Annotated in this window: 23 protein-coding genes and 1 pseudogene; 7 read left to right on the forward strand and 17 right to left on the reverse strand. The window is 52.2% G+C overall.

Features of this window, described 5'->3' with window-relative positions; genetic code table 11:
- Positions 1-22: 22 nt before the first annotated feature.
- Positions 23-478 (forward strand): response regulator, encoded by a 456-nt coding sequence (locus Poly59_RS16920; protein ID WP_146535228.1) that lies wholly within the window; start codon positions 23-25, stop codon positions 476-478.
- A gap of 288 nt (positions 479-766) precedes the next feature.
- The gene (locus Poly59_RS16925) at positions 767-1,726 is read left to right on the forward strand and encodes a hypothetical protein (RefSeq protein WP_186776324.1); all 960 of its coding nucleotides are present in this window, start codon (positions 767-769) and stop codon (positions 1,724-1,726) included.
- A 25-nt stretch (positions 1,727-1,751) separates the two neighbouring features.
- On the opposite strand, the gene Poly59_RS16930 is transcribed toward Poly59_RS16925, so the two are convergent.
- From Poly59_RS16930 to Poly59_RS16945, 4 genes are all read right to left on the reverse strand, one after another.
- Positions 1,752-3,242 carry a sulfatase gene (locus tag Poly59_RS16930; protein WP_146535229.1) on the reverse strand — a complete coding sequence of 497 codons (1,491 nt, stop codon included), beginning with the start codon at positions 3,240-3,242 and terminating at the stop codon, positions 1,752-1,754.
- Between the two features lie 232 nt (positions 3,243-3,474).
- A complete protein-coding gene (locus tag Poly59_RS16935) occupies positions 3,475-3,810 on the reverse strand; it encodes a hypothetical protein (RefSeq protein ID WP_146535230.1) in 336 nt (111 codons plus the stop codon).
- A 70-nt stretch (positions 3,811-3,880) separates the two neighbouring features.
- Positions 3,881-4,369 carry a hypothetical protein gene (locus Poly59_RS16940; protein WP_246151717.1) on the reverse strand — a complete coding sequence of 163 codons (489 nt, stop codon included), beginning with the start codon at positions 4,367-4,369 and terminating at the stop codon, positions 3,881-3,883.
- Between the two features lie 559 nt (positions 4,370-4,928).
- A complete protein-coding gene (locus tag Poly59_RS16945) occupies positions 4,929-5,351 on the reverse strand; it encodes a VOC family protein (protein ID WP_146535231.1) in 423 nt (140 codons plus the stop codon).
- 1,212 nt (positions 5,352-6,563) lie between these two features.
- On the opposite strand from Poly59_RS16945, the gene Poly59_RS16950 reads away from it, so the two are divergent.
- The 3 genes and pseudogenes from Poly59_RS16950 (at position 6,564) to Poly59_RS30690 (ending at position 9,868) form a co-directional block, all read left to right on the forward strand.
- Entirely contained in the window at positions 6,564-8,207 is a 1,644-nt protein-coding gene (locus Poly59_RS16950; protein ID WP_146535232.1) for a hypothetical protein, read from the forward strand.
- A gap of 448 nt (positions 8,208-8,655) precedes the next feature.
- Positions 8,656-9,376 (forward strand): annotated as a pseudogene (locus tag Poly59_RS16955) (ISAs1 family transposase); the annotation flags it as partial.
- 219 nt (positions 9,377-9,595) lie between these two features.
- Positions 9,596-9,868: a transposase family protein gene (locus tag Poly59_RS30690; RefSeq protein WP_186776325.1), complete on the forward strand. Its 273-nt coding sequence runs from the start codon at positions 9,596-9,598 to the stop codon at positions 9,866-9,868.
- A 1,193-nt stretch (positions 9,869-11,061) separates the two neighbouring features.
- Here the strand turns inward: Poly59_RS30690 and Poly59_RS16965 are convergent.
- A complete protein-coding gene (locus Poly59_RS16965) occupies positions 11,062-11,481 on the reverse strand; it encodes a hypothetical protein (RefSeq protein ID WP_146535233.1) in 420 nt (139 codons plus the stop codon).
- 99 nt (positions 11,482-11,580) lie between these two features.
- A complete protein-coding gene (locus Poly59_RS16970; protein WP_146535234.1) occupies positions 11,581-12,129 on the reverse strand; it encodes a hypothetical protein in 549 nt (182 codons plus the stop codon).
- A 99-nt stretch (positions 12,130-12,228) separates the two neighbouring features.
- Here Poly59_RS16970 and Poly59_RS16975 point away from each other — a divergent pair, with 99 nt between their 5' ends.
- Positions 12,229-12,465 (forward strand): transposase, encoded by a 237-nt coding sequence (locus Poly59_RS16975; protein ID WP_186776326.1) that lies wholly within the window; start codon positions 12,229-12,231, stop codon positions 12,463-12,465.
- 1,283 nt (positions 12,466-13,748) lie between these two features.
- On the opposite strand, the gene Poly59_RS16980 is transcribed toward Poly59_RS16975, so the two are convergent.
- Complete coding sequence (locus Poly59_RS16980; protein WP_146535236.1) at positions 13,749-14,348, reverse strand: TlpA family protein disulfide reductase; 600 nt, start codon at positions 14,346-14,348, stop codon at positions 13,749-13,751.
- Positions 14,349-14,372: 24 nt separating this feature from the next.
- Between Poly59_RS16980 and Poly59_RS16985 the strand changes: the two genes are divergently transcribed.
- Complete coding sequence (locus Poly59_RS16985; RefSeq protein WP_222436115.1) at positions 14,373-15,014, forward strand: hypothetical protein; 642 nt, start codon at positions 14,373-14,375, stop codon at positions 15,012-15,014.
- A gap of 149 nt (positions 15,015-15,163) precedes the next feature.
- Here Poly59_RS16985 and Poly59_RS16990 read toward each other — a convergent pair whose 3' ends face one another.
- The 10 genes from Poly59_RS16990 to Poly59_RS17035 all read right to left on the reverse strand — a co-directional run bounded on the left by Poly59_RS16990 (position 15,164) and on the right by Poly59_RS17035 (position 23,423).
- On the reverse strand, positions 15,164-15,652 hold the full coding sequence (locus Poly59_RS16990; protein WP_146535238.1) for a hypothetical protein: 489 nt from the start codon (positions 15,650-15,652) through the stop codon (positions 15,164-15,166).
- A gap of 1,378 nt (positions 15,653-17,030) precedes the next feature.
- Positions 17,031-17,249 (reverse strand): hypothetical protein, encoded by a 219-nt coding sequence (locus Poly59_RS16995; RefSeq protein WP_146535239.1) that lies wholly within the window; start codon positions 17,247-17,249, stop codon positions 17,031-17,033.
- 159 nt (positions 17,250-17,408) lie between these two features.
- Positions 17,409-18,017 (reverse strand): DUF4303 domain-containing protein, encoded by a 609-nt coding sequence (locus Poly59_RS17000; protein WP_146535240.1) that lies wholly within the window; start codon positions 18,015-18,017, stop codon positions 17,409-17,411.
- A gap of 125 nt (positions 18,018-18,142) precedes the next feature.
- Complete coding sequence (locus Poly59_RS17005; protein ID WP_186776327.1) at positions 18,143-19,003, reverse strand: hypothetical protein; 861 nt, start codon at positions 19,001-19,003, stop codon at positions 18,143-18,145.
- A 531-nt stretch (positions 19,004-19,534) separates the two neighbouring features.
- The gene (locus Poly59_RS29620; RefSeq protein ID WP_186776328.1) at positions 19,535-19,822 is read right to left on the reverse strand and encodes a hypothetical protein; all 288 of its coding nucleotides are present in this window, start codon (positions 19,820-19,822) and stop codon (positions 19,535-19,537) included.
- A gap of 611 nt (positions 19,823-20,433) precedes the next feature.
- The gene (locus tag Poly59_RS17015; RefSeq protein ID WP_146535243.1) at positions 20,434-20,682 is read right to left on the reverse strand and encodes a hypothetical protein; all 249 of its coding nucleotides are present in this window, start codon (positions 20,680-20,682) and stop codon (positions 20,434-20,436) included.
- A 247-nt stretch (positions 20,683-20,929) separates the two neighbouring features.
- Entirely contained in the window at positions 20,930-21,340 is a 411-nt protein-coding gene (locus Poly59_RS17020; RefSeq protein WP_186776329.1) for a hypothetical protein, read from the reverse strand.
- An 18-nt stretch (positions 21,341-21,358) separates the two neighbouring features.
- Positions 21,359-21,697, reverse strand: coding sequence for a hypothetical protein (locus Poly59_RS17025; protein WP_146535245.1), 339 nt, complete (start codon positions 21,695-21,697; stop codon positions 21,359-21,361).
- Positions 21,698-21,824: 127 nt separating this feature from the next.
- On the reverse strand, positions 21,825-22,211 hold the full coding sequence (locus Poly59_RS17030; protein ID WP_146535246.1) for a hypothetical protein: 387 nt from the start codon (positions 22,209-22,211) through the stop codon (positions 21,825-21,827).
- A gap of 735 nt (positions 22,212-22,946) precedes the next feature.
- Positions 22,947-23,423 (reverse strand): hypothetical protein, encoded by a 477-nt coding sequence (locus Poly59_RS17035; protein ID WP_146535247.1) that lies wholly within the window; start codon positions 23,421-23,423, stop codon positions 22,947-22,949.
- Positions 23,424-24,733: the final 1,310 nt, after the last annotated feature.

Consider the following 24,733-nt stretch of genomic DNA (forward strand, 5'->3'; position numbering starts at 1 on the left):
GAAGCATCAAATAGGTCTCGAAGTGTCGTCAAACAAAATTCTCCAAATTCTACTAGTCGAAGATGACGACATCGATGCTGAAGCCGTTAAACGCGCGCTGATGAAACAGCGGATCGCAAATCCGATTGTCGTCGCGAGAGACGGAGTCGCTGCGCTTGAGCGATTGCGAGGGCAGGATGGCAGTGAACCGCTGCAGAGGCCGTTTCTGATTCTGCTTGACTTGAATTTGCCACGAATGAATGGCATCGAGTTTCTTCGCGAGTTGCGTAGCGATCCAGAACTCCAGGGCAGTATCGTTTTTGTGCTGACAACGTCAGATGCTGATCGAGACAAGGTCGCCGCATACGAGCAACACATTGCTGGCTACATCGTGAAGTCTCAGGCTGGCGAAGAATTCGTCAACGTGATGGGAATTGTCGACCTCTATTGGCGATATGTCGAGTTCCCACCCTCCCCGTTCGAATCGAAGTCTCCATAACGAATTCGCTTGAGGTGCTGCCTTGCCCTTGCGGCGGGGGGAACAGTCGTCTTTTTAGGCAGCTATCTCTTGGTTGGTCGAATGAGTTGATCGGTGGTTGTGTTTACCACGCAAAAATCCCTGCGGTTATCCGAACAAAAGGGTAACATGATCGATTGGGTAAAACGCTCGGACGGTGCGGAATGCTTGGGTGTTCAGTACGTCACACGGTCAGTGCTTTGCCAAACGGAAGCAACGCCGTTTCGGTTTTCGTTATCGAATTCACTCCTAACATTCGCGAGTTTCATCATGGCAATGATCGGCCGACGACAGTTTGCAATCGCTAGCACCGCGATGCTTAGCGCTGCCTGCGCACATCTTGACCAAATTGCATTGGCCGAACAACGGTCTTTGCACGAGCAACAGTTAGTGCTGTTGGGGCTCAATGCGTTGGCTCGAGCGCCACAGCGGAGTTATTTCGCTGATGGTCACCGAGGTGCTTCGATGATCTCAGCTCACTTGATGTGCGTTGACAACGAACTCAGCGAACCAACGACGAACCGAATTGTTGAACTGTTTGATCGAAATTGGGCGTCATCGAAACTGTGTGAACCTTTCCCAGATGGCGACCATGTTGACGATGCTACTGATCGAATCGGCAGAACGCTTGCGGAGGGCAAAGGAGTATTGCGTGAGGTTGGCCACGACGCGATTTTCGCAATGCACGCGATAAAGGGATTTCGTATGATGCCGGAGTCTGCCACGACTGAGCGAGTTGACGGCGTGTGTGATCTGATTCGTGCAATCAAGCCTTGGCGTGACGTGACGCCGAACGACGACATCAACCCACCTCCGTTCGCGGACTCTGTCGAGGCTTCCAAATTTATTTTGCGGGAAGCCAGCGACTCGATTGATCGCTTTCAAGGATACGGTCAAGGCTTTGCCGGCCACATGCTGACGTTTGGTCAATCGCTGGTTGAAATGGCCGCTATGGGAATGCCCGAGTGGGCCGAGAGTTGCCGCGTCGCGTTTTGCAAGTACGTAACAGTGACGAGAACCGGTCCCGACCCCAGCGATCGAAAAATCAAAGATCACCAATTCAGCAAGTTGCGCCCAGACGCAACGGAGTACTGGAAACAGAGAGGCGACAAGACGCTAGGGATCGGGCACGTCTTCAAGTATCCCTATGCGTACTATGATCTGCTGGCTCGAGCGAACGATCCGGTGCTCGAGCAAGAACTCGACGCGAAAGCATGGCAGTTGTTCTAACTCTAACGATACATTTCCATGTCAATCAGAGTCGTTCTGGATTGATCATTACCGTCGGTGTTTTCCCAGACGCTCTGCCGCGCAGCATTGGCGTTAGACGTTCAATCACGTGTTTCGCCCGAGCATCCGGATCACTCGCAAGATTGTTGAACTCGTTGGGATCAGCATGGTGATCGTACAATTCAGCGCCGTACGTACCCTCGCCCCACTCGGTATATCGATAGCGATCTGTACGAATGCTGCAACCCATCACTTGCTTTGGCAAGCGACTATCGGCCGGCCGCAATATCTGCGTGACTGCATAGCCATCCCAATCGACGATGGGATCGTCCATCAGAGCACGGAGACTGCGACCGGCCAACCCTGCGGGTGAATTGATTCCCGCCAGGTCGGTCAACGTCGGATAGATGTCAACGAACTCGACAACTCGGTCGGTAGCACCGTTTGATTTTTGGTAAGGAGACCGAACGATCAACGGACTGCGTGAACCTTGTTCGAACAGGGTCCGCTTTTGCCACACTCCGTCATGCTCGCCTAGGTGATATCCGTGATCGCTCCACAACACCACAATTGTTTTGTTCGCAATTTTCAACTCGTCAAGCGCGCCAAGCAAACGACCGATTTGAGCATCGATGAACGATACACAGGCGTAGTACGCTTGCGTTGCACGCAGCAACGTCGTTTCATCGAGTCCATAGTTGGGGACCGGGCAGTTGTGCGCAAACGCAGCGACCGGGATGTCGCTTCGATCGTCTTTGGGGGAAAATGGTAAACGGAGCTCATCGATTGGGTACATGTCAAAGTATTTATTTGGCGCGATGTACGGTGTGTGCGGTCGGAAAAAGCCGACACCAAGAAAGAATGGTGTTCCCTTTCGCTCTCTCATGATCTTGATCGCTTCAGTCGCAATCATTCCATCAGTCTGTTCTGCGTCCGCTCCGTCCGCGGCAAGCCAGCTTAGCGATCCACTGATCTTGCGGTGCGGTTCGGCATTGAAGACGAGTGCTTCGTCGGTCTTATCGCGTCCCTTGGGATTCACCGTCTGGTTCCATGATGGCGGATCGTCAAAACCATCGGTGCCAATCGAGGCTGGAACGTTGTAGTGATAGATCTTTCCGACGCGGGCGGAGAAGTATCCAGCCTGCTGGAACGCCTGCGGCAACGTCACCACATTGGGAACCTCATCTCGAAAGTGTCGATCCAAATCGTACACTTTGATGGTGTCGGGACGCAGTCCTGTCATCACCGAAGCACGCGTTGGATTGCAAAGCGGCAATTGACAGTACGCACGCTGGAAACAGGTTCCCGTCGACGCTAAGCGGTCAATGTTAGGAGTCCGGGCGATCAAATCGCCGTAACATCCCAGCGAACACGCTAGATCATCGACCGAGATGAAGAGCACGTTTGGTTGATCCGCCTTGGCTCGGCACCTTTGCCCACTCGCCAACAAAATAACGAGCAAGGCGAGTGGCCAAACGGTTGACCAGCGACCAAATCGCAAAAAATAATTGCACATGGCGAGAGATGCTTTCGTGAAGATGACTAAGTTTCAAGCGGATAGTATCCAGCAATGTTTTCTCAGAACGTGACGGCCCTCTATTTGTCGTCGACCTCGTCGTGCATTGCTTCCGTTCTGGGCACCGCATTGCGATCTTCACACGTCTCAGTGTTGACTCTGGCTGGCCATTCTAACTTGTCTAGCGGCTGAGGATTCTCGTTCTCAAACAAATCGATTGGATAAGGTTTTGTCAACAGTTCCTGCTGTTGCATGATTCGTTCTCCATCGTATTGAACTCGGAAATTCGTCTTTCCTTCTCGATTCGATCCAACGGATCCGCTCTGCCCGATGCGGACGATAAGTCGATAATTGCAACTGTCCCGGCCGTGATTGACTTCCAACCCGGCGGGATCATTGCACCGTAGGATATCTCGAGTTCGCGAAGCAAGTGTCTTCGATAGAGCTCTGGCGCAAGCATCGTCGCTTCGCGATTAGTCGTCTTTGATGTTTCGCGACTAATCAACAACGCGATCAGTAGAGCGACCATCGCGATTGCGACCAAAAGTGACTTTAGATTGAATTTCATAAAGATGTTCTGCGGTCAATTTCACCTGCGGTCGCTCCGAGCAAAGTAGCTCGTCAGCAATTTGTGTTCGTTATGAATCGCTTTCGTCACTCGTTTTGATCGTGCGCGGCGAAAATTGATTGACGCAATCGGCTCGGAAACGAACATAGCCCAGGCTGATGGTCATTGCGCAATATGTCGCGATCGTGGCAGGCGCGACACCGGCGGCAAGCATCCGTGGTGTGTCAAGAAACCGTTCGCCAGAAATCCAGGCGAGTGCAAGATAACATCCGTTGGCTAGCATACAAAAATCTGCGACAAACCAAGCCCATCGACGGCGAATCGCGGCGGCAACGCAGAACGGACCGAGCGTCCCGAGCAGTGGGCCCGCCCACAGTGTCAGTCGCGGGTTCGGATCTGGCGAATGCAAAGAGAATGGCAAACGCCATGGTGCAATCGAAAATTTCGTCAACGTCGCGCCGCCGCACCAGCCTCCGACGACATGCCCGATCTCGTGCGTCGTCGTCATGATCGACCACGCTACAACTAGCAGCCCAATTGCAGTAAGCATTCGCGTCATCAAACCATTCGCCTTAGGAAACTTAATTCGCGGTCTTCAACTTCAACGCGAGATCTGATCATGCGAATCAAAATCACGGACTGCAAGAACGAAACCTCGAAGGCCACCGATGCTCGTGCTTAACACAAGCCCGACGCTCACAAACTGTACATCAATTACTTGGAACTGATGGTCTGCTTCATCGAGACTTCCTGCTTGAAAATTGGTTCAACGGCGAACTCGTCGGAGATTTTCATTGGCTTTTGACGAGTCCCGTTTCCCTGTCGAGCGTGAAAGGGGATCGTTTTCTGCGTATGGCGACGTGTTCTCGCATGCACCGCCTCGAAGGGACAGGCTTTGCTAATGGACCGATCAATCGGAGTTTGTTCGTTCGTTTAGGAAGCAAATCCAGTAATCAGCAAGTCCTGCGACGACACCCCACAGGATCGCCGTTTGTCATTACGCGCACATGCATGGCCACCTTGACGCAGGATTGACTCCCGCGTGGAATGATGGCGGATCATCGGGGCCCGTCACGTAACTAACAAGCTATTTTTTTCAACCTGTAAAAACGGAACAGCTAATCGCTTTTGGAATCAACGTTTATTTTCCAAGAGATGCCAAATCGATCAATCACAATGCCGTACCATGACGTGAATGCTGATTTGGTAAGTGGGATCAGAACTTGGCCTCCATTCGCCAGTCCCTCGAAAATGCTTTTACCTCGCTCGAGAGAGTCCATTTGCAAAGCGATCGCAAATCCCGCGAAAACCGGCTCGCTTTCTGTGTCGACGTACCCGACGTCGCTCGCCATAAACACAGTCCCATCAATCCGAAACGTTGCATGAAAGACTAGGTCCTCCATGCCCGGCTTGGTATGAGATTGATCTGGACTGTCGCGAAATCGCATCAAGAACGTGGTTTCCGCGTCAAGCACCATCTCGTAGTGAGCGAGTGCTTCTAAGGTGCGTCCCGCAAATCCGAGTGTGACAATTGTTGCCATAGGGAGGAACCGCTAAAGAGTTATGGAATCAAACGCAAATCAGCTTGGCATGTGTTCAATAAAATGCAACACAAGAAAAAGTTTACTGCCCGAATCGCCTGGGACCGAATTTCCGACTCTGCGGTGTTCTGCTCGCGGAGTTGCGTTGCGATTCTAGCAAGGTCTGCCGACGTTCGAACGCCTCTTCATTAGGTTTGGAAAGAAAGTCATGGCCATGCTGTCGTTCGAGTTCGGCCATCATCGCGATATTCCAATACTCCAATTCCTGCTTGAAAACCGATTCACCGACATCTTTGGGGGCCCGGTTCAGTGATTGGTACTTTACGTTGCATCGTTTGCGAAGAAGTAGCACATGCGCACTGAGACCAGGCGGCATAGGCAATGGAAGATGCTGCTTTTGAAAAAGCTACGTCTCGGAATTGTGTCTGCAGGTTTGTTAGACGCACGCCATACGCCGCTGCTGCATTGACGATACGCTATAACCCCAATTGATTTGTCTGTGAATTTCTGCGGAGTAGATGGCCAAATACATGCTGGTCGCAACGAAAATAAAATCTCTCGAATCACTTGTTGTTCAAGGAGCCAAGTGCGTCGCCCAGCCCACGATTGTCATTCAGTAACGTGTGTCTTGATTCAATGCCAGCTACGTATTCTCTCCGGTGCGTTACTTCGCTATCGAAATTGCAATTCGGGGTTACGGCGGGTTTTTATACTCTCCAGTTATGCGATAACTTGTTCGACGGATTGGGTTGGGAATCGGTACTGGATTTGCCGTAACCCTTTCGGTCTCAACAACGACGCATCGTGTGGATGCTTGTCCGTCGGCAAGCACGATTCGAACAATCTAGCAACGGGTACCGAGAATTCGAGGACAGCGCGTTGACAATCCAAAGCTTGCCCCCAAACGCTGTAATTCGCACGGTGATCAATGTAACAGACTCGACAAATCGCTTGCGTCGCCGAGTCTCGCAGAGTGCCGGTCGTGGCACAGTCGCTCTGGGGTGAGGGGGCGTGTAAGATTAGTCGATGCCTAGACGGCATCACGCGAAAATTGCAATCCGGATATGGGCAGCGGCAAATCAAGCTACACCCAAGACACAGCTCGTTTTGAAAATCAGGCCACACCTTACGGTTGCCCGAAGGTCTCTTGCCAGTTCGCTCAGCCAGCGATCCACCTTTGCACCAACTTTTGAATCCGAGAAAAATCACCTGATGCCTACCGCAATAAAGTTATTGACTGCTTACCGCGTTGCCCACCACGTTTTCCTGATTTTGGCGGCAATCGCTATTTTCGATGCACGGTTTGTGCTGGCGCAACAAGACGGGCGACCGAGGACGCATCCAAGCGAAATCGAATTTCGTCGCCAAGCCGTAAGGCGTATGGTCTTTGATTCAGGTCAGACGATTCCACTTTCGACTCTGGATCCTTCGAAAGTCGTTTCGTTCGACTTGATGCATCCAGAACTGTTGCAGACCAAGGTGAAGGCGAAGTGCAGCATTGATGAAGGCGCGTTAACAGTTGCCTCGGCGGACGAAGTGGCCGAGTCTGTTCGCTGGTTCGGCGGATTCAATCCCTTTGCTACCTACGAAGTCACGATTGGCTCATTCGCTGGAACGGGCTCCTCCGGCCTCTCTTTCCAAGATTTCGAAAACGCGAATTCGTTGAGCGCGGAGGTCATGTTCGCGGACGGGATGCCAGTTGAATTGACATGGCGGATCGTCCATGACTCAATCGAAGTCGATCAGATGCGTTGGGAATGGCCGGCGGAAATCGACGACTTTAGCAAGCCTTTTGTACTTCGTGTTCAGATGTCGGCCGTGGGCGTGAATGTATTTGTTGAGTCAGAAGGACGTTCACATCTTGTCGGCTATGCTGATTTTTCGAAGCATTTTGACTTGCGCAAACAATCGCGATTCACTCGCTTTCACTCCGGAATCTCGAGCCGTCTTCAACCGCAGTCGCATGTCAAGATTCTAGCTGCCGCAGGTGTTCTCTCTCCTGGTTCAGGACAGGCAGACCTTCGTGCGATCACTGATGAACAAGGTGTGCCTCTGATCGAGGACGGTCGTCTCTGGCTAACCATCACCCTTCGAGGCCGTGCGCTGCCTCATCCGACGCAAGGAGTTTTTTCGATGAACCCTTCGGTGTTCGATCTGCGCTTCGAGGGTGTGATCGTTTTCGACATGGGAGACGGTCTCTTGAGAAACGAACTGGCGTCGCACATATTTCGCGATAGTCAGTCAGGCCAATGGTGTGGATGGACGACTGGCTTTAGCGCCTTTGGAAACGACGCCGACAAAGAAGCGAAGACAATTCTTGCAGTTTGGTCATCGACAGATCCTCGACGCGGCTTCAGCGTTATGAAAGCCAAGCCGGTCGGAATTGAAGGGGCTCACGAAGATCCTCATTGCATTTATGATTCCGAGGCCAAGAAGTGGCGTTTACTTTTGTGCGAGCATGGGAAGAAATATCAAGCCGCGATGTGGGAAAGTGATCATTGGGACCACGGTTTCCAGCGACTAGCAGGTCCAGTTGATGTCGATAGCACCGGAACACTGATCCAAAAGTTCGGGGACATTCGATATGCGTTGTTTGGTAGTGCCGACCGAAAGATATACGTGCGTTCGTATCCCGACCTTCAACCGGTCGGTGAACTAAAGATGGACTTGCCACCTTGGAACGACGACCATGGCACTCGAGTTTGGCCCAACGTGATCCCAATGCCCGACGGATACCCGGCACCCTTTATTGCCCTCATGATGGATCGAGCCAACTTTCCTGGAATGCCGAAGCCCAATTGGACTTATGGCGCTATCTATTTGTATCACGGTTACCCCATCCATTACGATGACTAATCGGAATTCGAGGCAAACGCAATAACGAGTGAGCACCCCATCGATCTTTCTGGCTTTCACCGTGACTTGGCGAGCCTGGTGCGACGCTCTTGTTAAACCGGCTTGGACTACCGAGTCGCCATTCGCCGGGCCTATCCTCACAAGCGGTGTCGTTGAGATGTTTTCGTTCAAACCACTGGTTCATATCCCATGCGTCACAAACACATCGTAAGGAACGCAACCGTTCTGCATCATCTCAACCCGTTCAGCCTATCTTCGGTCTACGATATCCATCATTCAACTCCGCGAATTGCGTTAGGTCCATTCAGTCAGGTAAAGATTTCGTACACGGGGCGGGTGCGGCTCAGGGCGATTGCGCCACGATGGGTATTTTGCGAAACTTGGTGAGACATCGCTTTGGGATTGAGTGTTCGATGAGCGACCGGGTGATGCATCTTGCCCTGGAGTCATCGCCTTGGAACGTTCCGCCAGTCTCACCGAGCATCTTAGCAATGTCACGGACCCGCGTACCGGGAAGATCACTTACCCACTGACCAATATTCTCTTCATGACTATTTGTGCGGTAATCGCTGGTGCCGATGACTTCGTCGCCATTGCTCACTTTGTCAACACGAAGAAAGATTGGTTCGCCAAATTCTTGGATATGAGTTCGGGTGTCCCATCGCATGATCGATTCAACTCGATCCTTAAACACATCAAGCCCGACGAATTTGAGCGATGCTTGTTAGCTTGGCTGACAAAGCTGCACGAGATCACCGACGGGGCAAGTCATCGCAATCGACGGGAAGACACTGCGTCGAAGCTACGATCACAAAGACGGTAAGGCAGCCATTCACATGGTTAGTGCATGGGCCACTGAGAATCACATTAGTTTGGGGCAAACCGTGGTTGATGCGAAGAGCAATGAAATCACGGCCATTCCGAAACTGCTGCAAATGATTGAAGTTTCCGGAGCTTTGATCACGATCGACGCAATGGGATGTCAGACCGAAATCGCCGATCGGATCATCGCCGAGAAAGCCGATTACTGCTTGGCCGTCAAAGGCAATCAGCCAACCTTGAACAAGGGACTCAAAGCGTTCTTCTTGAAGCACCTGGAAAACGACTTTGCCGATGTTGAAGTGCAAGAGTTTCAGAGTAACGAGAAGGGGCACGGACCAGGGCAATCGCACGTTGATTTCGTTTCGGTCCAAGGATTGCGTTGTTATTGCTTAAGTCAAGCCACTCGCTTTTGAGTGGCGTGTTTCCCGAACGGCGGTTCCGAGCGATGAACGGACCAGCAGCCATTGTTTCGAAAAGCTATGTGAACGTTGACGACCCGGGGCTTGAGCGTCGCCATAACCATGACTTGCTCGACGTGATTTTCGTCAAACTTTCTGCGACGATCTGTGGCGCCAACAGCTGGGACGGATGTAGAGCGGTTCGCCAATGGAAAGATCAAATGGCTCCGCCGTTACATCAAATTGGAGAACGGCGCGCCCAGTCACGACACGCTCGGACGGGTTTTCAGTCGACTCGATACCGGTGAATTTCTTACCGCGATGCACCACTGGGTCGATCAGTTTGCCGGTTCGCTTCGAGATAAGGGCGTCCCATCGCCGGAAAGGTTCTTCGTGGATCGATCGATCGCGCCGCTGTCCAAAGCCCGTTGCACACGATGACCGCGTTCGCTACCGAGACGCGATTGGTCATTCGGCAGTTGTCTGTCGATGATAAAAGCAATGAGATTCCCGCAGTACCAAAGCTCCTTCCAACTTCGCCACTGCGGTTCACGCCATGGTTATGACTATTGCCCCCGCAGACGATAACGTACATGACTACGCCGGTCGCGAGGCCGACCGGAATGGCGACGTAAGCCTTGGCAAGCACGAAGGCGAAAGATGCGGGGGGCGCAACCAAAAGTGCTCCCACGAGCGGAGAGGCTATGCCGAAAATCACCCAGCTTCGAAGCTGGCTGTTTCGCAGAAAGTAACTCGCAACTCCCCAAATCAGGGTTGACGCTAAAGCAACGTATCGAGTCCAGAAATCATCGATCCTCGGAAAAAATGGCGACCCCAAATACATAAGAATTAAGCCAATCCAACCCATCGATGCGGCAATGACGCACACAAAAGGGAATCGCAAAAACCACGTTCTCAGATTTCTAGACATCATCTACACCGGTCGGCTTTTTTCTTTCATTCGTGCAAACAGAACCGTTGTTGTGGTCAACAATTAACACCAAGCCGCAGTGAAATTGGCCCTTAAGTGAGAATGTTCTCTGTGACGCCAAATCAAACCCTGCAGCTTTAGACCGACATCGTGGCGCTCCGTGTTGTCAGCTATAAAGCTATGTACAATCGGGCACGCGCAAAAGATTCTCAATTGCAAAAACCGGTCAAGCTGCCCTTCGGTGCACGGCATGGTTACCCGCCACTTGGAATACGGCCAGGGAACGTCGGAAGGTGGTCAGTGAGAAAAAAATAGTAGCTCGGATCAACACCGAGACGAATGCAGATGTCCATGTGCAGTTTCGATACTTTGCTGGGCACGAATAGGTTATCATCCGCGATGTGCTCGCAAGCAAATTCACAGCAAACCTTGAGTTCTCCCATCGAGAGAAATTCGTGTGCTGTGCCATAGGAATGCCTAGCTTGCGGCTCCAGTGACGAAAGTATGCTGGCAATGCCGTCGCAACACGAATTGATCGCTTCGGGCGTCCTGTTTGCTGATGCGGTATCGAGTTCGTTCGATTGCCGGTTTCGTCAGTCGGGTGACAGAAGGGTTTTCAGGTTGCGGCGATTGACGTGCAAGCAAATCAAAACGGCGACCACTGCCGCTCCGTCAACAACCTACGGTTATCTGCCCGATTGTGTTAGATGCAAATCAGGCCGAATGCTTGGTCAACGGCGTCACGACCGCCGTCAATCACATCCAAACACTTCGGGCAGTATAGCATGTCGCTGTACTTCTCCAGGTTGGTTATGGATGCGCCGCACACAGTGCAGAGTTTCCCTCGCCAATCATTGACGAAATCGTTTGTTGAATTTTGCAAAGCGAGTCGTTGCAGATCGTGTTGCAATAGGTCGATGGCGTCGAGCTTCGGCTTCGATTCGCCCCAGTGTTCAATTGTAATCGAGCGCATCTTTGCAAAGTGCGCGATTGATCTTGAGAGCAATGCTTGTTTGGCTTCGGTCGAAACCAATGTCATGCGTTTCGCTATCGACAGAATCGCGTCGCCTTCGCGTGAAATCGCGAAGGTTGGCGGAGTATCTGGATGGTCGAGATCAAGCATTGGACTGTGTCGGATAAAGAATTCATGAAGTCCGTGGTTTGAGGCGAGTCGGTTGCTTTCTCGCTGCTGATCAGGCGGTGATTTCGATCTTTCGATCGGTCACAAACAATCGCTTCTGACACGTTGAAACCCGAACCACGGAGACTTCTTATGGTGACATGCGCCATCGACCTTGGCAAGATTGATAGCGTCTGCTGCTTCTCTGACCCGGCCACTCAGAAGCACCAGTTCGAGACGATCGCCACCGAACGAGCCCACGTTGAGCACCTGCTGGCGTCTCGGTCTGACATCGACCTGATTGTCATGGAAGCCTGCGTACCGCTGGGCTTGTTCAATGACATCTGCCAGGAAAGACAAGTCAAAACACTCGTCTCCAGCACCAACGAAGAGGCCTGGAACTGAAAAGCCACCAAGCGAAAGACCGACCGCGACGATGCCCTCAAGCTCGCCGAGATGTCCATGCTGCGGCGACTCCTGCCGGTCCACGTACCCAAGCCTCGGATTCGTGAACAACTCGCTTTCATCAAGTGTCGCAATAGCGTTGACCACGACATCAACCGCTTCAAAACCTTGATACGAAGCGTCTTTGCCAACCGTGGCATCGAGATCGACACCGGCGAGCGTGCCTGGTGTACCGGACGCCAGCACATCAACTCATTTCGCAGGCCCGTTGAGGCTAGTCGAGGCCTGCGACCGTGACGAACTGTGCGCGGCTAGCTCGACATTCGACTCTCACAACTCGATGACTTGACCACAAAACTCGAGTCCCTCGAAACGAAACTCGACACCTTCGCTGCCGAGCATCCTGATATTGTTCGGCTGACGACCATCCCCGGCGTCGGCCGCAAGACCGCCGAAGCGTTCGATGTGGCCATCGACGATCCGCACCGATTCAAAAATGCTCGTCACCTTCCGAGTTACCTTGGGCTGACAACCAAGCAGCGTCAATCCAGTGAGATCGATCGAACCGCCGCAAGAGCTTAACAACCAAGTCCAAACGCCAAACCCGAATCGGCAACCGCCGCACCGAAACGGTTGCCTTGAAATGACACCGAGTAAGGCACGCGGTATTGCGAGCCGGACTGCTTGGGAGCGATCTCAAATGTCTGACCGAGGCATCGAACCGATCGTTAACCTCGAGATAACGAATGCGACGCTCCCGAGGCGTCTTTCTAGACCATCCGACGTTCACGCTTTCACCATCGACCTGGCCGCAGCGAATTGATTGTGCCTGCCGATGCGAGATGACTCAAGCGAAACGCGAAAGACCCCGAGCAGGACTCTCCTTTGGCCAAGGCTACTCATCAAGGTTGGCACTCGGACGCTGCATGCACATCCCGGAGACGCCGCAATAAAGTCTGTGGCTGGCCCGAGCAGACGTTTCTAAACGAATCAATCCGATTGGGACGCCTGTAAGAAATGACGAGACGATGCAAATCAAACAAGTGACCAACCACTTCAGCGTTGGCAACTCGAACAGTCGGATAGTTCCCAGCCGAACTTTCTCACCTCGCGACGATCGCCCACTCCCCTCTACCAACCGCAACACGCTCTCAACACCGCGCGATGAGATGACACACCGACCGATGTAAAAAACAATTGAGAAAGCCGCCAGTCACCATTGGTCAAACCACGAACTTCATAGTCGTAACAGATCAGCGGGGACGGGCGAAAAACGTGCGAGCAAGAGAGAAACCGGACCACCCGTCCTCCGGTGCACGCAATTGTTACCTGCCGTTTGGGTCCGCAACATCGCCTTTCGGGCAGGTATAGTCGCAATTCGGGACGGTCGTCGACAAGCAAGTTGACCGTTCCGGCAGCCATGTCCCAGCGAGCATTGCAGCGACCACGCATTACCTGCGTTCGTGCGGTCGACGCGACGCGAACGGATACCGATCGGATCGCACTTGAAGAGTTGCCGGCAAACAATTCATGGTGTATTTGCCGGCGGATTCGTCGGGAAATTTTGACCATGTGCTCATGCGATACCTACAATCAGGCGAATCAAATGTCGAAACACCGCCAATCGTGAGCAGTGATAGGAGCAATGGAACAGATGCGAGTGAAAGAATCGTAAACAGAAGAAACCAGCGAAAACGGTTCATGGCACTTGGATCGACTCAGAGCGTAGATGCATCAATCACGTGATCTTTTCAGTCGGGTAACGGCTGGCATAGCACGGTCGCCGTGTTTGAGTCGTTGTGAAAGTAAGATCAGCTCGGCGACTCGCTGTTCATGCCTTGGTTCTGTGGTGGTTGCCCTCCCAATCATCGCCCCGATTCGCGAGCCTGCTGGGACGTCATCAATAGTTTTGCCTTGGTTTCTTTAAAGCCTGCGCCGTGTGAGACGACGGTACCATCGGAATTGACGAGGATTGAGTACGGAAAGAAAGTTACCGGGTAATTCGCGATGGGAGCAGTTGGACCTCTCTCGTCGTTCGCGAGGAAAGTGGGATAACGCAACTGCATTCTCTGAATCGCCCGCTCAACTTCCAGCGGATCAGTTCCGGCTGGGTGCATCCCAATGATGACGGCGTCATCGCCCACAAGATCTTGTAGCTCGATAAGATAGGGCTCACAGGCCGAGCACCATGTCGCCCAGAAGAAAAGCAACTGAGGTTTGTCAGAAACGACAGGTTTTGTCCCGCCTATCCATTGTCCACCAAGGAGAGGCGATGCTGGCTTGCCAACCATTTCTTCCAGTTCTCGCTGCGACGCGTTCAACCGCTGCTGAGTGACTGGGTCCAAGGGGGGTGTTAGGTGAACGAACACGAACGCTAGCGTGCCGACCGAACAAACAACGATGGTCGCAAGTAGCAGGATCCAGATCGGTACTGACTTGGTTCTTGAGGAATCAGCGTTCGACATTATGCGGCCCACAGAACGAAATAATTGGGACGAACTCATCATCTATGGTCGAGCACGAAGCTGATCACAGAACGTCACGCGTCACCGGGTACGCGCGAAAGATATTTAGCTTCAGGAACACGCGACTCGCATCCTCCGGTGCACGCGATGGTCATCCGCTATACACCGGTCGTAAAAGTCGTTGATATCGATATGCGTAGCGACAAAGCAACCGACATCGACCAAGCCAGCCACGCGAAACGATGGTGGCGAGCATCAGTCCTTGGTTTCCGCTACCACATCGCTGATGATTTCCAAACGGATCGTTTGTTTATTCGATCCAGTAATTTCGATCGTGCTTGTCTGCCCATTTTGAGAGATTACGGTTGGAGGAGAGACAATAATCAAGTTGTCAGGAATGGCACCGGTCTTGAGGACCATCTTAGATCGAATCGTGGCCTTAAAGTCAGCCGCCGGGGTGTACTCAGACCCTACGTCCGCCGTGGCGGGATGTGCTGGAACGGGCTTGTCGCTTGCATTTGTCAGTTGGCTGAAAACGAATCCAAGGGCGAGCAAGCCTGGCAAGATGAAAAGCTTTCGCATCTTGAAATCCTTGCGTTCATCGAAAGGGCCGAGAAAGAGAAAGAGAAAGAGAAAGAGAAAGAGACCGTGTCGTGTCGTGTTTAGCAGGTTCCCCGTGAGCAAACCAAGACAGAACGCCGTTCCACCTTATTCGGATACCGGCGGCAGTCGCCGAACCGCAGGGTAAAAAATTGATTTTAATAAACGTAACGACAGCGGCTTCGGTTCACCGCTTGGATATCCGCACTGGGCTGTCAATCTGAATGAGATACGGAGAGTTTCAACTTGTGAGCAACTTTGCCGTCGCCCATGTCCAATTCTATTGTTATCGCGCGATCAAAGGGAATTAAGTATCGACCATCAACCTGGTTCTTGCGAGCAACAAATCCGTTTTCAGTTACGGAATCTACGTTGGAGTAACAAAGTGTGAGGTCTGCGATAACAGCGTCATTCTGGATAACAACCGGCTCAAAGCAAAAGTGCAGTCCACGAGGTAGTGTATGCCGTTTGCTGCCCGATAGTTCGTCGGGCACATGAAATTCGCCGTCGTCAAGGTGGAGAAATTCAACGCCTTCAGGTATTGGTCCCAGCACATCCGAACGCGCGTCAATTATTTTGTTGGCAACTGCGGTGGTGAGTGTCCATTTCCCTTTAACGGTTTTCTTTACCTGCTCTTCTGCGGCATAGGTCGCGTAGCAGATCGCAGTGCAGATTCCCAGTAAAAAAAGTGAGTTTCGATGCACAGCATGGTTCTCGTTTTGAGGTTAAGGTAGGTCGGATCAAGCATTCATGAAGTCCGTGGTTTGAGGCGAGCATCACCGGGCGAAGATAGCGATCCACCAAAAGCCAAAAACCGTTACATCGCCGCTCCGTTTGCACCGAGCAAATGGCGCTGCGGGTGAAAGCGTCATGGTCCGACAGAGGGTTGTCATTAACGACCTGCGTGCTTGGGTCACTTCCGAGTTGCTGCGCGGACGAGCAGGTAGGCTCCGCCGGCGAGCACGGAGACGATTACTGCAATGATCAGCATTTCGAGGAAGCCAGGCATTTTGAGTTCCAGTTAGAGAAGTTCACGGGTTGAATTGGAACTTATTCGTCGCGAACGAGAGAGTATTGGCAAGGTGCGTCACATTTTCCGTATTTCCGAACCAATCGCGTAATCACAAGGGGCAAGGCGATGATCAGAGCATCAGGATTTCCAATAAACCGAACGGATCAACAATTGGGGTGCTGAAGCGAGGCTCATCGAGCTCCGTTGGCTGACAAAAGCACAACGACCGACACCAGCGGTGCTAAGAATATCCAGTCGGGGAACGGTAGTGTTGACCGAGATCGCGTCTTACGTCTTCCATGTCAAAACCTCTGCATCGCGATCTTCGGTCCAAAACATGGTTGTCCCAGCGGATCATTGTTGGGTGCTACCTGTGACTCTGTCGGTCAGGAATCCACACGCTCGATGCAAATCTGGCCACCGTCAACGCTGAGGTGCATGATGACGGCGGGTGAATCTAGTGGATCGCTTGTACTACTTCCAAGTGCGGTCATCGAGAAGTCTCTCGGAGCGTTTGGTCCTCCACCTCCCGCCTTAAACGGCAATTTCCCAGGGGGCACGACCGTCGAGTTGCCATTAAGGTCGTCAAGCGTCAAATTCCCATCTGGTCCGCGTTTAATCGAGCAGGATGCTGTGAACATCTGTGCGGCCTCGTTGTATCGAGCACGGTAGACATGATCGGCGAATTTCTGAGTAGATTTTTCCGGCCGATATACCGGCCATTTCGCCAAATAGAAAACGCCGAGCACCAAAACGACAGCGAGTATCGGTTTCTGAACTTGCAAATATTCTATTGTGTCTCAAAGCTGAAAAGGGGTGACTTACAGTAGTGCTAACCTCTTGAGGGATGGCGTCCGACATCAGCGGGAACGGTGGTTCGATTCTCCATTTGCAAACGCGCTATGCTGACCTCCGTTGCACGTCATGGTTATTTCGCGCTTTGTGTCCAAGACGCGGACGCAAGTAAATGTTTACCCGTTCCGTCACCAACATTGTGGTGGATACCGCAGAGCGTTAGCGGCGAGTTAACTATTCGATCAAAACCTTTCGGTTGCAAACGAATCGCCAGGTCATGTCCCGTCGTTGTTCGCGAGATGTTTTCGCAGCCGGATCGCACCGGCCACGAACGTGACGACTCCGGCAACGAGTAGAATTTGACCGGCGCGGAAAATGAAATCGTTCGGCAATTGCACGGCGATCATTGAATAGACAAAGCCAATGCCGAGTCTCACCATAAGCCCGGCAGAGTACAGCGGTGTAGTCCAAGACGCTCCGTTGTTGTTGGTCATGCATTGGGCCTGTGGTCAGGTTGGTGCGGAATGACTCTGCCTGAAGTCGCTACGTTTTTCTTTGCCAAACAACGTGTGCAATCACCGGGTGGCGACGAAAGACGGTCCATTGTTACAACGCCCGACTTCGCGACTCGGGTGCATTGCGTGGTTCTGCGATCACTCGAGTTCGTACACCGCCTTAAGCCTTCGGAACGTCTGTGGCGAGTTTGTTTGCTTTGCCAACTTGAGAAGTACGGGGATATCGCCAGAGTCGGGGAATTGGACGAGCAAGACAAAATCACGCTTCAGCGAAGCCGTTTTGCGATAGTCTCGAAGCCCATTCGCGATTGCATCGAGACATTTTGCCCTAACAATCGCAAACCCTTTGTCGTAATCGACACCATCCAGACCAAGCCTACGAAACGCCGCCCATATTTCATGAAGGCCGAGATCCGAGTCGAACGGAACCGAGATATCCAACGATTCCTCCCCATACGCCCACTCTGGGCAGCCAAAACGTAGGATTTCGGTGATTTCTTCGAGGGTCTGGTCGCTGCCGTGTTTGGCTGCTTGCTTGTGGAGTTTTGCTGCAGACGACGCAAGCGACTCCTCTGTGTTTGCCATCCAGAACATGGACTGCAAATCTTCGTCAGGGCAGAAGGCAAAACCATAGATGGTTTCATCGCCGAGCGCATTCATGGATGCGGCAACAATATCCGAGGCGGCAGAAGCAACGGATTCCCGTAGCGTAGAATAGTTGAGGTTGTCGTACGCTGCCTTGCTCATTTCGGATTCCGATTATTGCTTTCTTTCGCAGAACGATGGCGACAACCGGGTGTCCGCGGTTGATCTTCCATTTGTAAACGCGATGTCGGCCGCTCCGCGTTCATCGCTTGGCTATGCCAATATCGCTACTTGAGGGCCTCGGATATGTCGACCGTTCCCTTTGTCTTACGAAGGCCCATTGGCAGACCATTTAGCTTAACGTTGACCGCTGTCAGATTGAATTCGCAGTCAGATGGTTTTAACTCGAACAAACCAATTGGCCGCCAGGCCATCTCTTCTTCGTTGTAGACCTCCCCCTTGATTTCGACTTCAAGCCCATCAATCGACACGTTTCGAACGGAGTCATTTCCGCGTTCCCATGTTATGGGTGCCATATTGTAACGGTTTTCACGATCAACTCCCTTGATAACGAGACCTTTGATCTGGGCGCTGACGGTTTCATTTTTCCCGCCCCAGCCAAATTGCAAAGGCGCGCCATTTCGATGGTGTTCGATGGTAGTGTTTTCGATGGTTATGTCGCTGTAGACTTTAATCCCATCATCAGCCGTACTTATTAAGCTGTTTGTCACCGATGATCCGCCCGCACCGGCGAAACCATCGCTGTTATTGTTGTTGCCGTCGCGTGTGTCGAGCAATGAACACGAATCGACGTGAATAACAGCATCATTCGCGTATCCCGAAATGATGTAGCCTCGCGGATTCAGGCACGTGACATTTAGAACATGGACCACGGCATCCTCGATTACGCTGACACTGCTGTATTTCCATTTTTCGTTTTCCGAAACGCCGTTTCGGTCGGTCCATGCGTCTTCATCGGTACCGAAAATAACTGACGACTTTCGGTCTTTACCGACGATATGAAGCGGATTCGCCTTTTCCCGATAAAGAACGCGAAAACCTCCTCGAACCTGTACGTTCGCGTCAATGACAATCCGTTTCACTCGTGCAGGGACTCGCCAAAAGAAACCCTCCTTGGAATCGGGCATTGTCCCGCTCGTTTGAAATGTGAGCGTTGCGGTTTGTTCGTCCCACTCGAAGTCGCCGGAGTATTCGATGGATACCTGAGCCCACGCCGACGTTTGGAGAAGGTGGACACACGTGAGAACTAGAGATTGTAGTTTGATTCGTCTCATTTGGCTTTGTGGCATAACGCCTGCCGTAGCCGGGCACGAACGGAAGGCTTTGATCTCGGTTGCCGCGTGAATGAGTGTCCCGGTTCACGGCTTTGCTATTTTGCGAGTATATCTCCAGATTTACCACTACCGACTAGGCGGTGTGACGACAAGTATAGTTGGTGGCGAGATTTTTGGTTGACGGAGCGAGTCAGGATCGCAGCCGCCGTGCAACGCGTTGTTCACCGCCGACAGTTTGGCGCTGCGAATCGCAATAGTTTCGAACGCTTCGTTGTAATCGGGTGATCGTTGTTAGATGTCTACCACATTCTTTGCCCAGATATACTCAAATTGCTGAGCGAGTGGTTTTTCGGTCTGTTCCTTCGTGGCTAGATCGTATTCGACCTATTTATCAGCAACATTTGCACGCAAGCCTGTTACTACGACACGACCAAATGCAAGTGGTACGAAAGTGACACAACCGGTCGCGACGAACCGCTCTATTCCGGCGGCGAGCAGTCGCGCCTCGGGCTGTTCGTCCGTGAGGTTCGGTGCCTCGCGAACAAGGTCGACGTATGAGTGCACTGCCGTATCGAATTCGCGAAAGACCGGGTGCAAGGTCTCCAAGCGAGATTCGTGTTCGGCAGCCATGTCGATCACTCGTGTCCTTTGCAAAATAAGGGTAGTAATCACGGATGGGGAGTTGACTGGCAGAACGCGGCGAAATCTAGATATCGATCTCGCTCCGGTGCATGCCATGGTTATGCGGAGTCGGGTGTTTTTGGTATATCCGTCGAGATCGCGTCGACATAGACAAGGCGAACCGAGACGGTTTCGCCACACTGTGAGCACTTCGCCGCAATCCGCTTGCCGTAGGATGCAGCACCCCACCGTAGACCGCCAGTTTCCCAGACAGAACGCCCGCGGTTGCATTGAGTGCATTGGATTGTCCATCGTTCAGATGAGTGCCTCAATCGGGCAAACCAGGACGCAGGAAGCAGACGTTCAGCGATATATTGGACCTTGCTCACGTGATTCTCCCGTCAATACCAGGTGCAGGAAGCGGTGGGAAACTATCGGTCGAATTCGCGTTTCCCGGAATGAGCCATTGTACCGATCTGACTTTCGTAGCAAGAGCGATAACACGTGGTGAATTCAACGCAAACCTCCGCAGAAGCACTCAAATGATCGGATAACGGTGGCATTCATCGAGGTGCGAACGAACGATCAACCATCAGGAAACGTGTTTTTCAGCACTCCGGTCCAACGCATGGTTCGCCAATCTGCGACTAAATACCGTGCACCTAGCTTGCCACGCGCACATCGAAAAGTCTAAGTCGTGATCCCAGGACAATCGCCGCAAACATAGGGATAAACAAAACGATTTGCGACATAGGATCAGCTGGCGAAAAGGCAGCGGCCGCAGCTAGGCAAACCGCGACAGCAAACAGCCATCTTGCCGTTGCAAATCCACCAGATTGCCGAAGTATGATCGCAGCGGCAAGGATCAGCACAATCAAAATTAGTTCAATAACGCCAAGTACGGAAAGCATAGCTAGTGTCTCCAAAGAAGGTTGTTGAGAAACGGGCTACGCCGAAAGCATTCCGTCGACCGCTGGTCACAGAGATGAAGCGTATGGGCAGATTGTATGATGTAATCCGAAGCGGTGCAACAAAACGGCTGAGCACCTTGATCCGGCGAATGGTGGAAATCACGGGGGACGGGCGAACGACTTCCAAGCAGACGAGGAAACAGACCACCCGTCGTCTCATGCGTTTCATGGTTCTGCGTGCCTCGATTTACTGAGCAATCGGCTCCTTGATCCCAATGAGCGAAACATTCGGTGCTTCGTTTGGAAAGCGAAACATCTTCATGGTGATACCATCGATGCCCTTGCTTTCCACACCACGCGCTGTCAACCGCTTTCCGTGCTGGTCGAACGCGACGAGTTTCGCGTCTTTGTTGAACTTATCTAATGACGATGCGCAGATGACTGTTCTCACTGCGAAATCATCGCTGTCCCTAACGACGAAGAAGTCATAACCGCTCGCAAAACAAATCTTTGGATAGCGGGGTGCAAGTTTCCATCGGAATCCATCTGCTGGAGCGGGCCGACTTTTCTCAGGCTCTGTTGGAATGACCACGGAGTCCACGCGGTTCTCTCCTGTCTTGATTCCCAAGCAGAGATCCGTCGATTTCACTTCCGTCAATTCCTCTTCCGATCTCGTCTAGTTGACAGACGTGTAGAACATTGACCCCGGCAGCAGCTGCCGGGTTGAGGCAACTTTGTCGAATATCGCGGACGCCTCTTCTAAAACACGCTTTGAATTGTCGGGCACCGTGTACTTGGTCGGATCCCAGTTCGCCAATGCCATAGCCACCTCATCGACAGTCACTTCATCATTGAATTTCTTATTGTGTTCTCGAATCGTCACTTCGAGTGGCGTGCTTTCATTGGTTTCGGCTGCGAGTGGCTGCTCGGCAAGTGACGACAGGCCAGAGCATGCAAACACGGCGCATGAAAGAACAAGCCTATTCAAAATCAGAATCGGTCTGCCGTCGAACATGATTCGGTCTCCTTCGAGTAGGTGCTGAACAGAAGATTGAAACGCAGAACGGTACCGATCACTCGGTCGCCGCGAGAGATTTTCTATTTCAAAACGCCCGGCTTCACGACTCGGGTGCATTGCGTAGTTATTCGCTGCGTGTGGCTGCAGTCCGTCTAAGCGATGCATCGACAGCCCATGAATCCGGAGCGTCTACTTTGATCATCGACAGTTCTCGCCGAATTTCCGAGGGATCAGACGCGTTAGATGAGCGACGTACGTAGATGATAGTGTCGTTGTTTTTCGACATCAATTCGTAGTCGACGAACCGTTCGGGATGCGTCAGATTCGAAACGCCCACCCATTCCCTATACGTGCCATTTGTTTCGATTTGCTCAACGGTAATTCCCGGTGGAAATCCCTGCGGCGCAGAAGTCAAACGTGCCCACTGCATCGAGTGAAAAGTCTTCAGATCGTTTCCGAACAGGTCCCACACCTGAATCATTCCGTGCAGCGTTCTACCTTTGGAGGTCAAGACTAAGGACTTCGAGTCGCCGTGCTGAACAGACTCAAATTTCCAAGACAGGCTCTTAGGCCAGGGGAATTCGCAAAAATCGGTTCGTAGTAGAGTAAGCTCCATGATCAGGCAGCGGTGTCACATGGATTCAGTCGGATAACGTCACGCGTCACCCGGTATATGCGAGAAATTTTCAATTCCAAGACCGCCTGACTCGCGTACACGCGATGGTTCCCCGCAATATCGGAAGCCCGGGTGTATCGGCAATCGACGATGTCAAGTGGATTCGTCGGAGCTACGCGCAATCGCTTTATTCGCACGCCTCTCATCGATGATGTACTTCAGCCCAAACCCTAGCAGAGCTAGCCCTAGAATTACGGCCACAACCCCCTTCCACATTGGCTGCGGCTCCAGTCCTTCTAGCGGCTCAGTAAAGGAGTCGGAAATGAACAATGCCCCCGCGCCGAATGCAGCGAAACTCGCGAGGATGAGACGTAGACCGAATCTCATAGAAATCCCGAATGTTGTTGGCGTAATACAAAATCTGAATTTAACTAGATAGTTTGCGGTGACGATGCCTAAGTACTTTTCCGCACGATGGGTCACGCAATTGTTCAAGGAACGGGAGGTGGAATATGGTAATGGGCTCCGTCGGGGAACGACCGCCGTGAACGGGCGGCGACGAACGGTTGTCTATTTCAAAACCGCTCCAGTTCATGGCATGTTTCCCCGCTTTTCAGCACGTCAGGGGTGTCAGTCAAAATCGTTGGTCGTTGCGATGTCGAGATCAGTCCAATTCACGACGCCATTATCGATGCAGCAAGAGAGTTCAACGACACTTCGGTCGTCGAATTCATCGCATTTATAGGCAGCCGAGCTATAGTCTCCACCAACGTGATAGAAGAACGAGGCAGCCTCGGCGGTGTCGGTGTCGACACGAAGTGTGATTCCCCAGATCAACAACTCGTCGGGGCGAATCTTGCGGCCCGGTAAAAATCTTTCGAGATGTTGTTCGGTTTGCTGAGCAATGGTTTCGCGGTTTGCGAGCCAGCCTTCAATCAGCGTCTTGAAGCAGTCAGCATACTCTGACGACATTTCGAGCGTGCCGTCGATTGTCAATGTCACGGGAGCATCTTGCAAATGTACCTTCGCCTCGAGTTCCGGGATCCAATCAGGATTGGTTACAACAAAGTCCGTCGCGTCCAGCTTCTTCCAGTTTGAGTTTGTCATAACGCGGTATCAGTATCAATGGTATTCAGTCGGGGAACGTTGCCGATGAGCCGGTCGCCACGAAAGATCTTCCATGTTCAAAACGCCCGATTCGGCGACGCGGATGCATCGGATGGTTCGCCGTCGGTCATTGGAGTCCGTGTCGCCCAAGCGAGAATTGCAACAGCGGAGATGGAGCCGCCGATGTACGTGGAGATCAGAATGTACTCAGGCGTCCAGGATAATGGGATAGCAATTGAGTTCGGTCCGTAGTCGCCGAGAAACTGCGAGGCAAGCACACAAGCGATGAAACCCACTGCACCCACGATAGCATTCAGGATCGGACCGGTTCTACGAACGGACGCGTTTAGCGTGGCAACACAAGCATGCACAAACCAAACTGCAGTCCCCAATGCGGACGCGATCAACCACGAGTGAGTTTGGTCAATGAACGACGCTATCGTTTCAGTCGGCCCAGCGAAGAGGCAGAAGAAAAGGAATGTGCACACCAAGTATGACAAGATGAAGCAGAAGAAGTGGCAAGGTAGGTAGAAGCGTCGAACGCCTGTCGCACTGGTTCGCATGGTCGAGACGATTGTCGGTGCACTATACGCATTTCGCAATTCCATTTGTTTCGTCAATTCCATTGATTCAGTCTGGATAACGTTACGTATTAGCAGGTGCGCGCGAACGATTTTCCACTTCAAAAACGACCGCTCGCGGCCTCCATTGCAACCCATGATTCGCCGTTCTTTGGGAAAATGCGAATGTAGTCGACTCTGTCAACTCAATCTTGGTCAGGATCAGAATCGGTGGACAAATTCTTTGGGGCAGTCGTTCTTGGGAGCAAACGAAGCATGGACTCGACCTGCCTAAGCGCTTCTTGTGTTTCGGGGTCCGACAGCATTCTGAGCGTCTCGTTTGTCGAACGTATGGTAGATGGGAGTGACGTGACGCCGTTGATTACGTCGTCACCGATAATGTTCGAATCGCGAATGGTTTTCTGGAAATCGTGAAACAATCGGTGCAGAAGTGATCGTTTCAGTTCGACCGTGGTCGAGCCCTCTCCTCGCGCTACGGCCTTGCCGTCGATGATCACATTGTACGATCCCGAAAACTCGAATCGAATGACTTCTTCGTTTTGATGGGGATCGATCGCAGCAATTGGCTCGTCAGCGCAAGTGGTGGGCGGGTGCAAAACCGATGCGAGAACAAGCAATCCGGAAACCATTGAAGTAGTGTATTCAGGCATTGATCGAAAATTTTCAGAACGGGGAGGGTGAATCTTGATGTGTTCGTAAATGTCTCTACGTCGGCGAACGTTGACGATC

It is taken from the genome of Rubripirellula reticaptiva, assembly GCF_007860175.1.
In the GTDB taxonomy this organism is placed as follows: Bacteria; Planctomycetota; Planctomycetia; order Pirellulales; family Pirellulaceae; genus Rubripirellula; species Rubripirellula reticaptiva.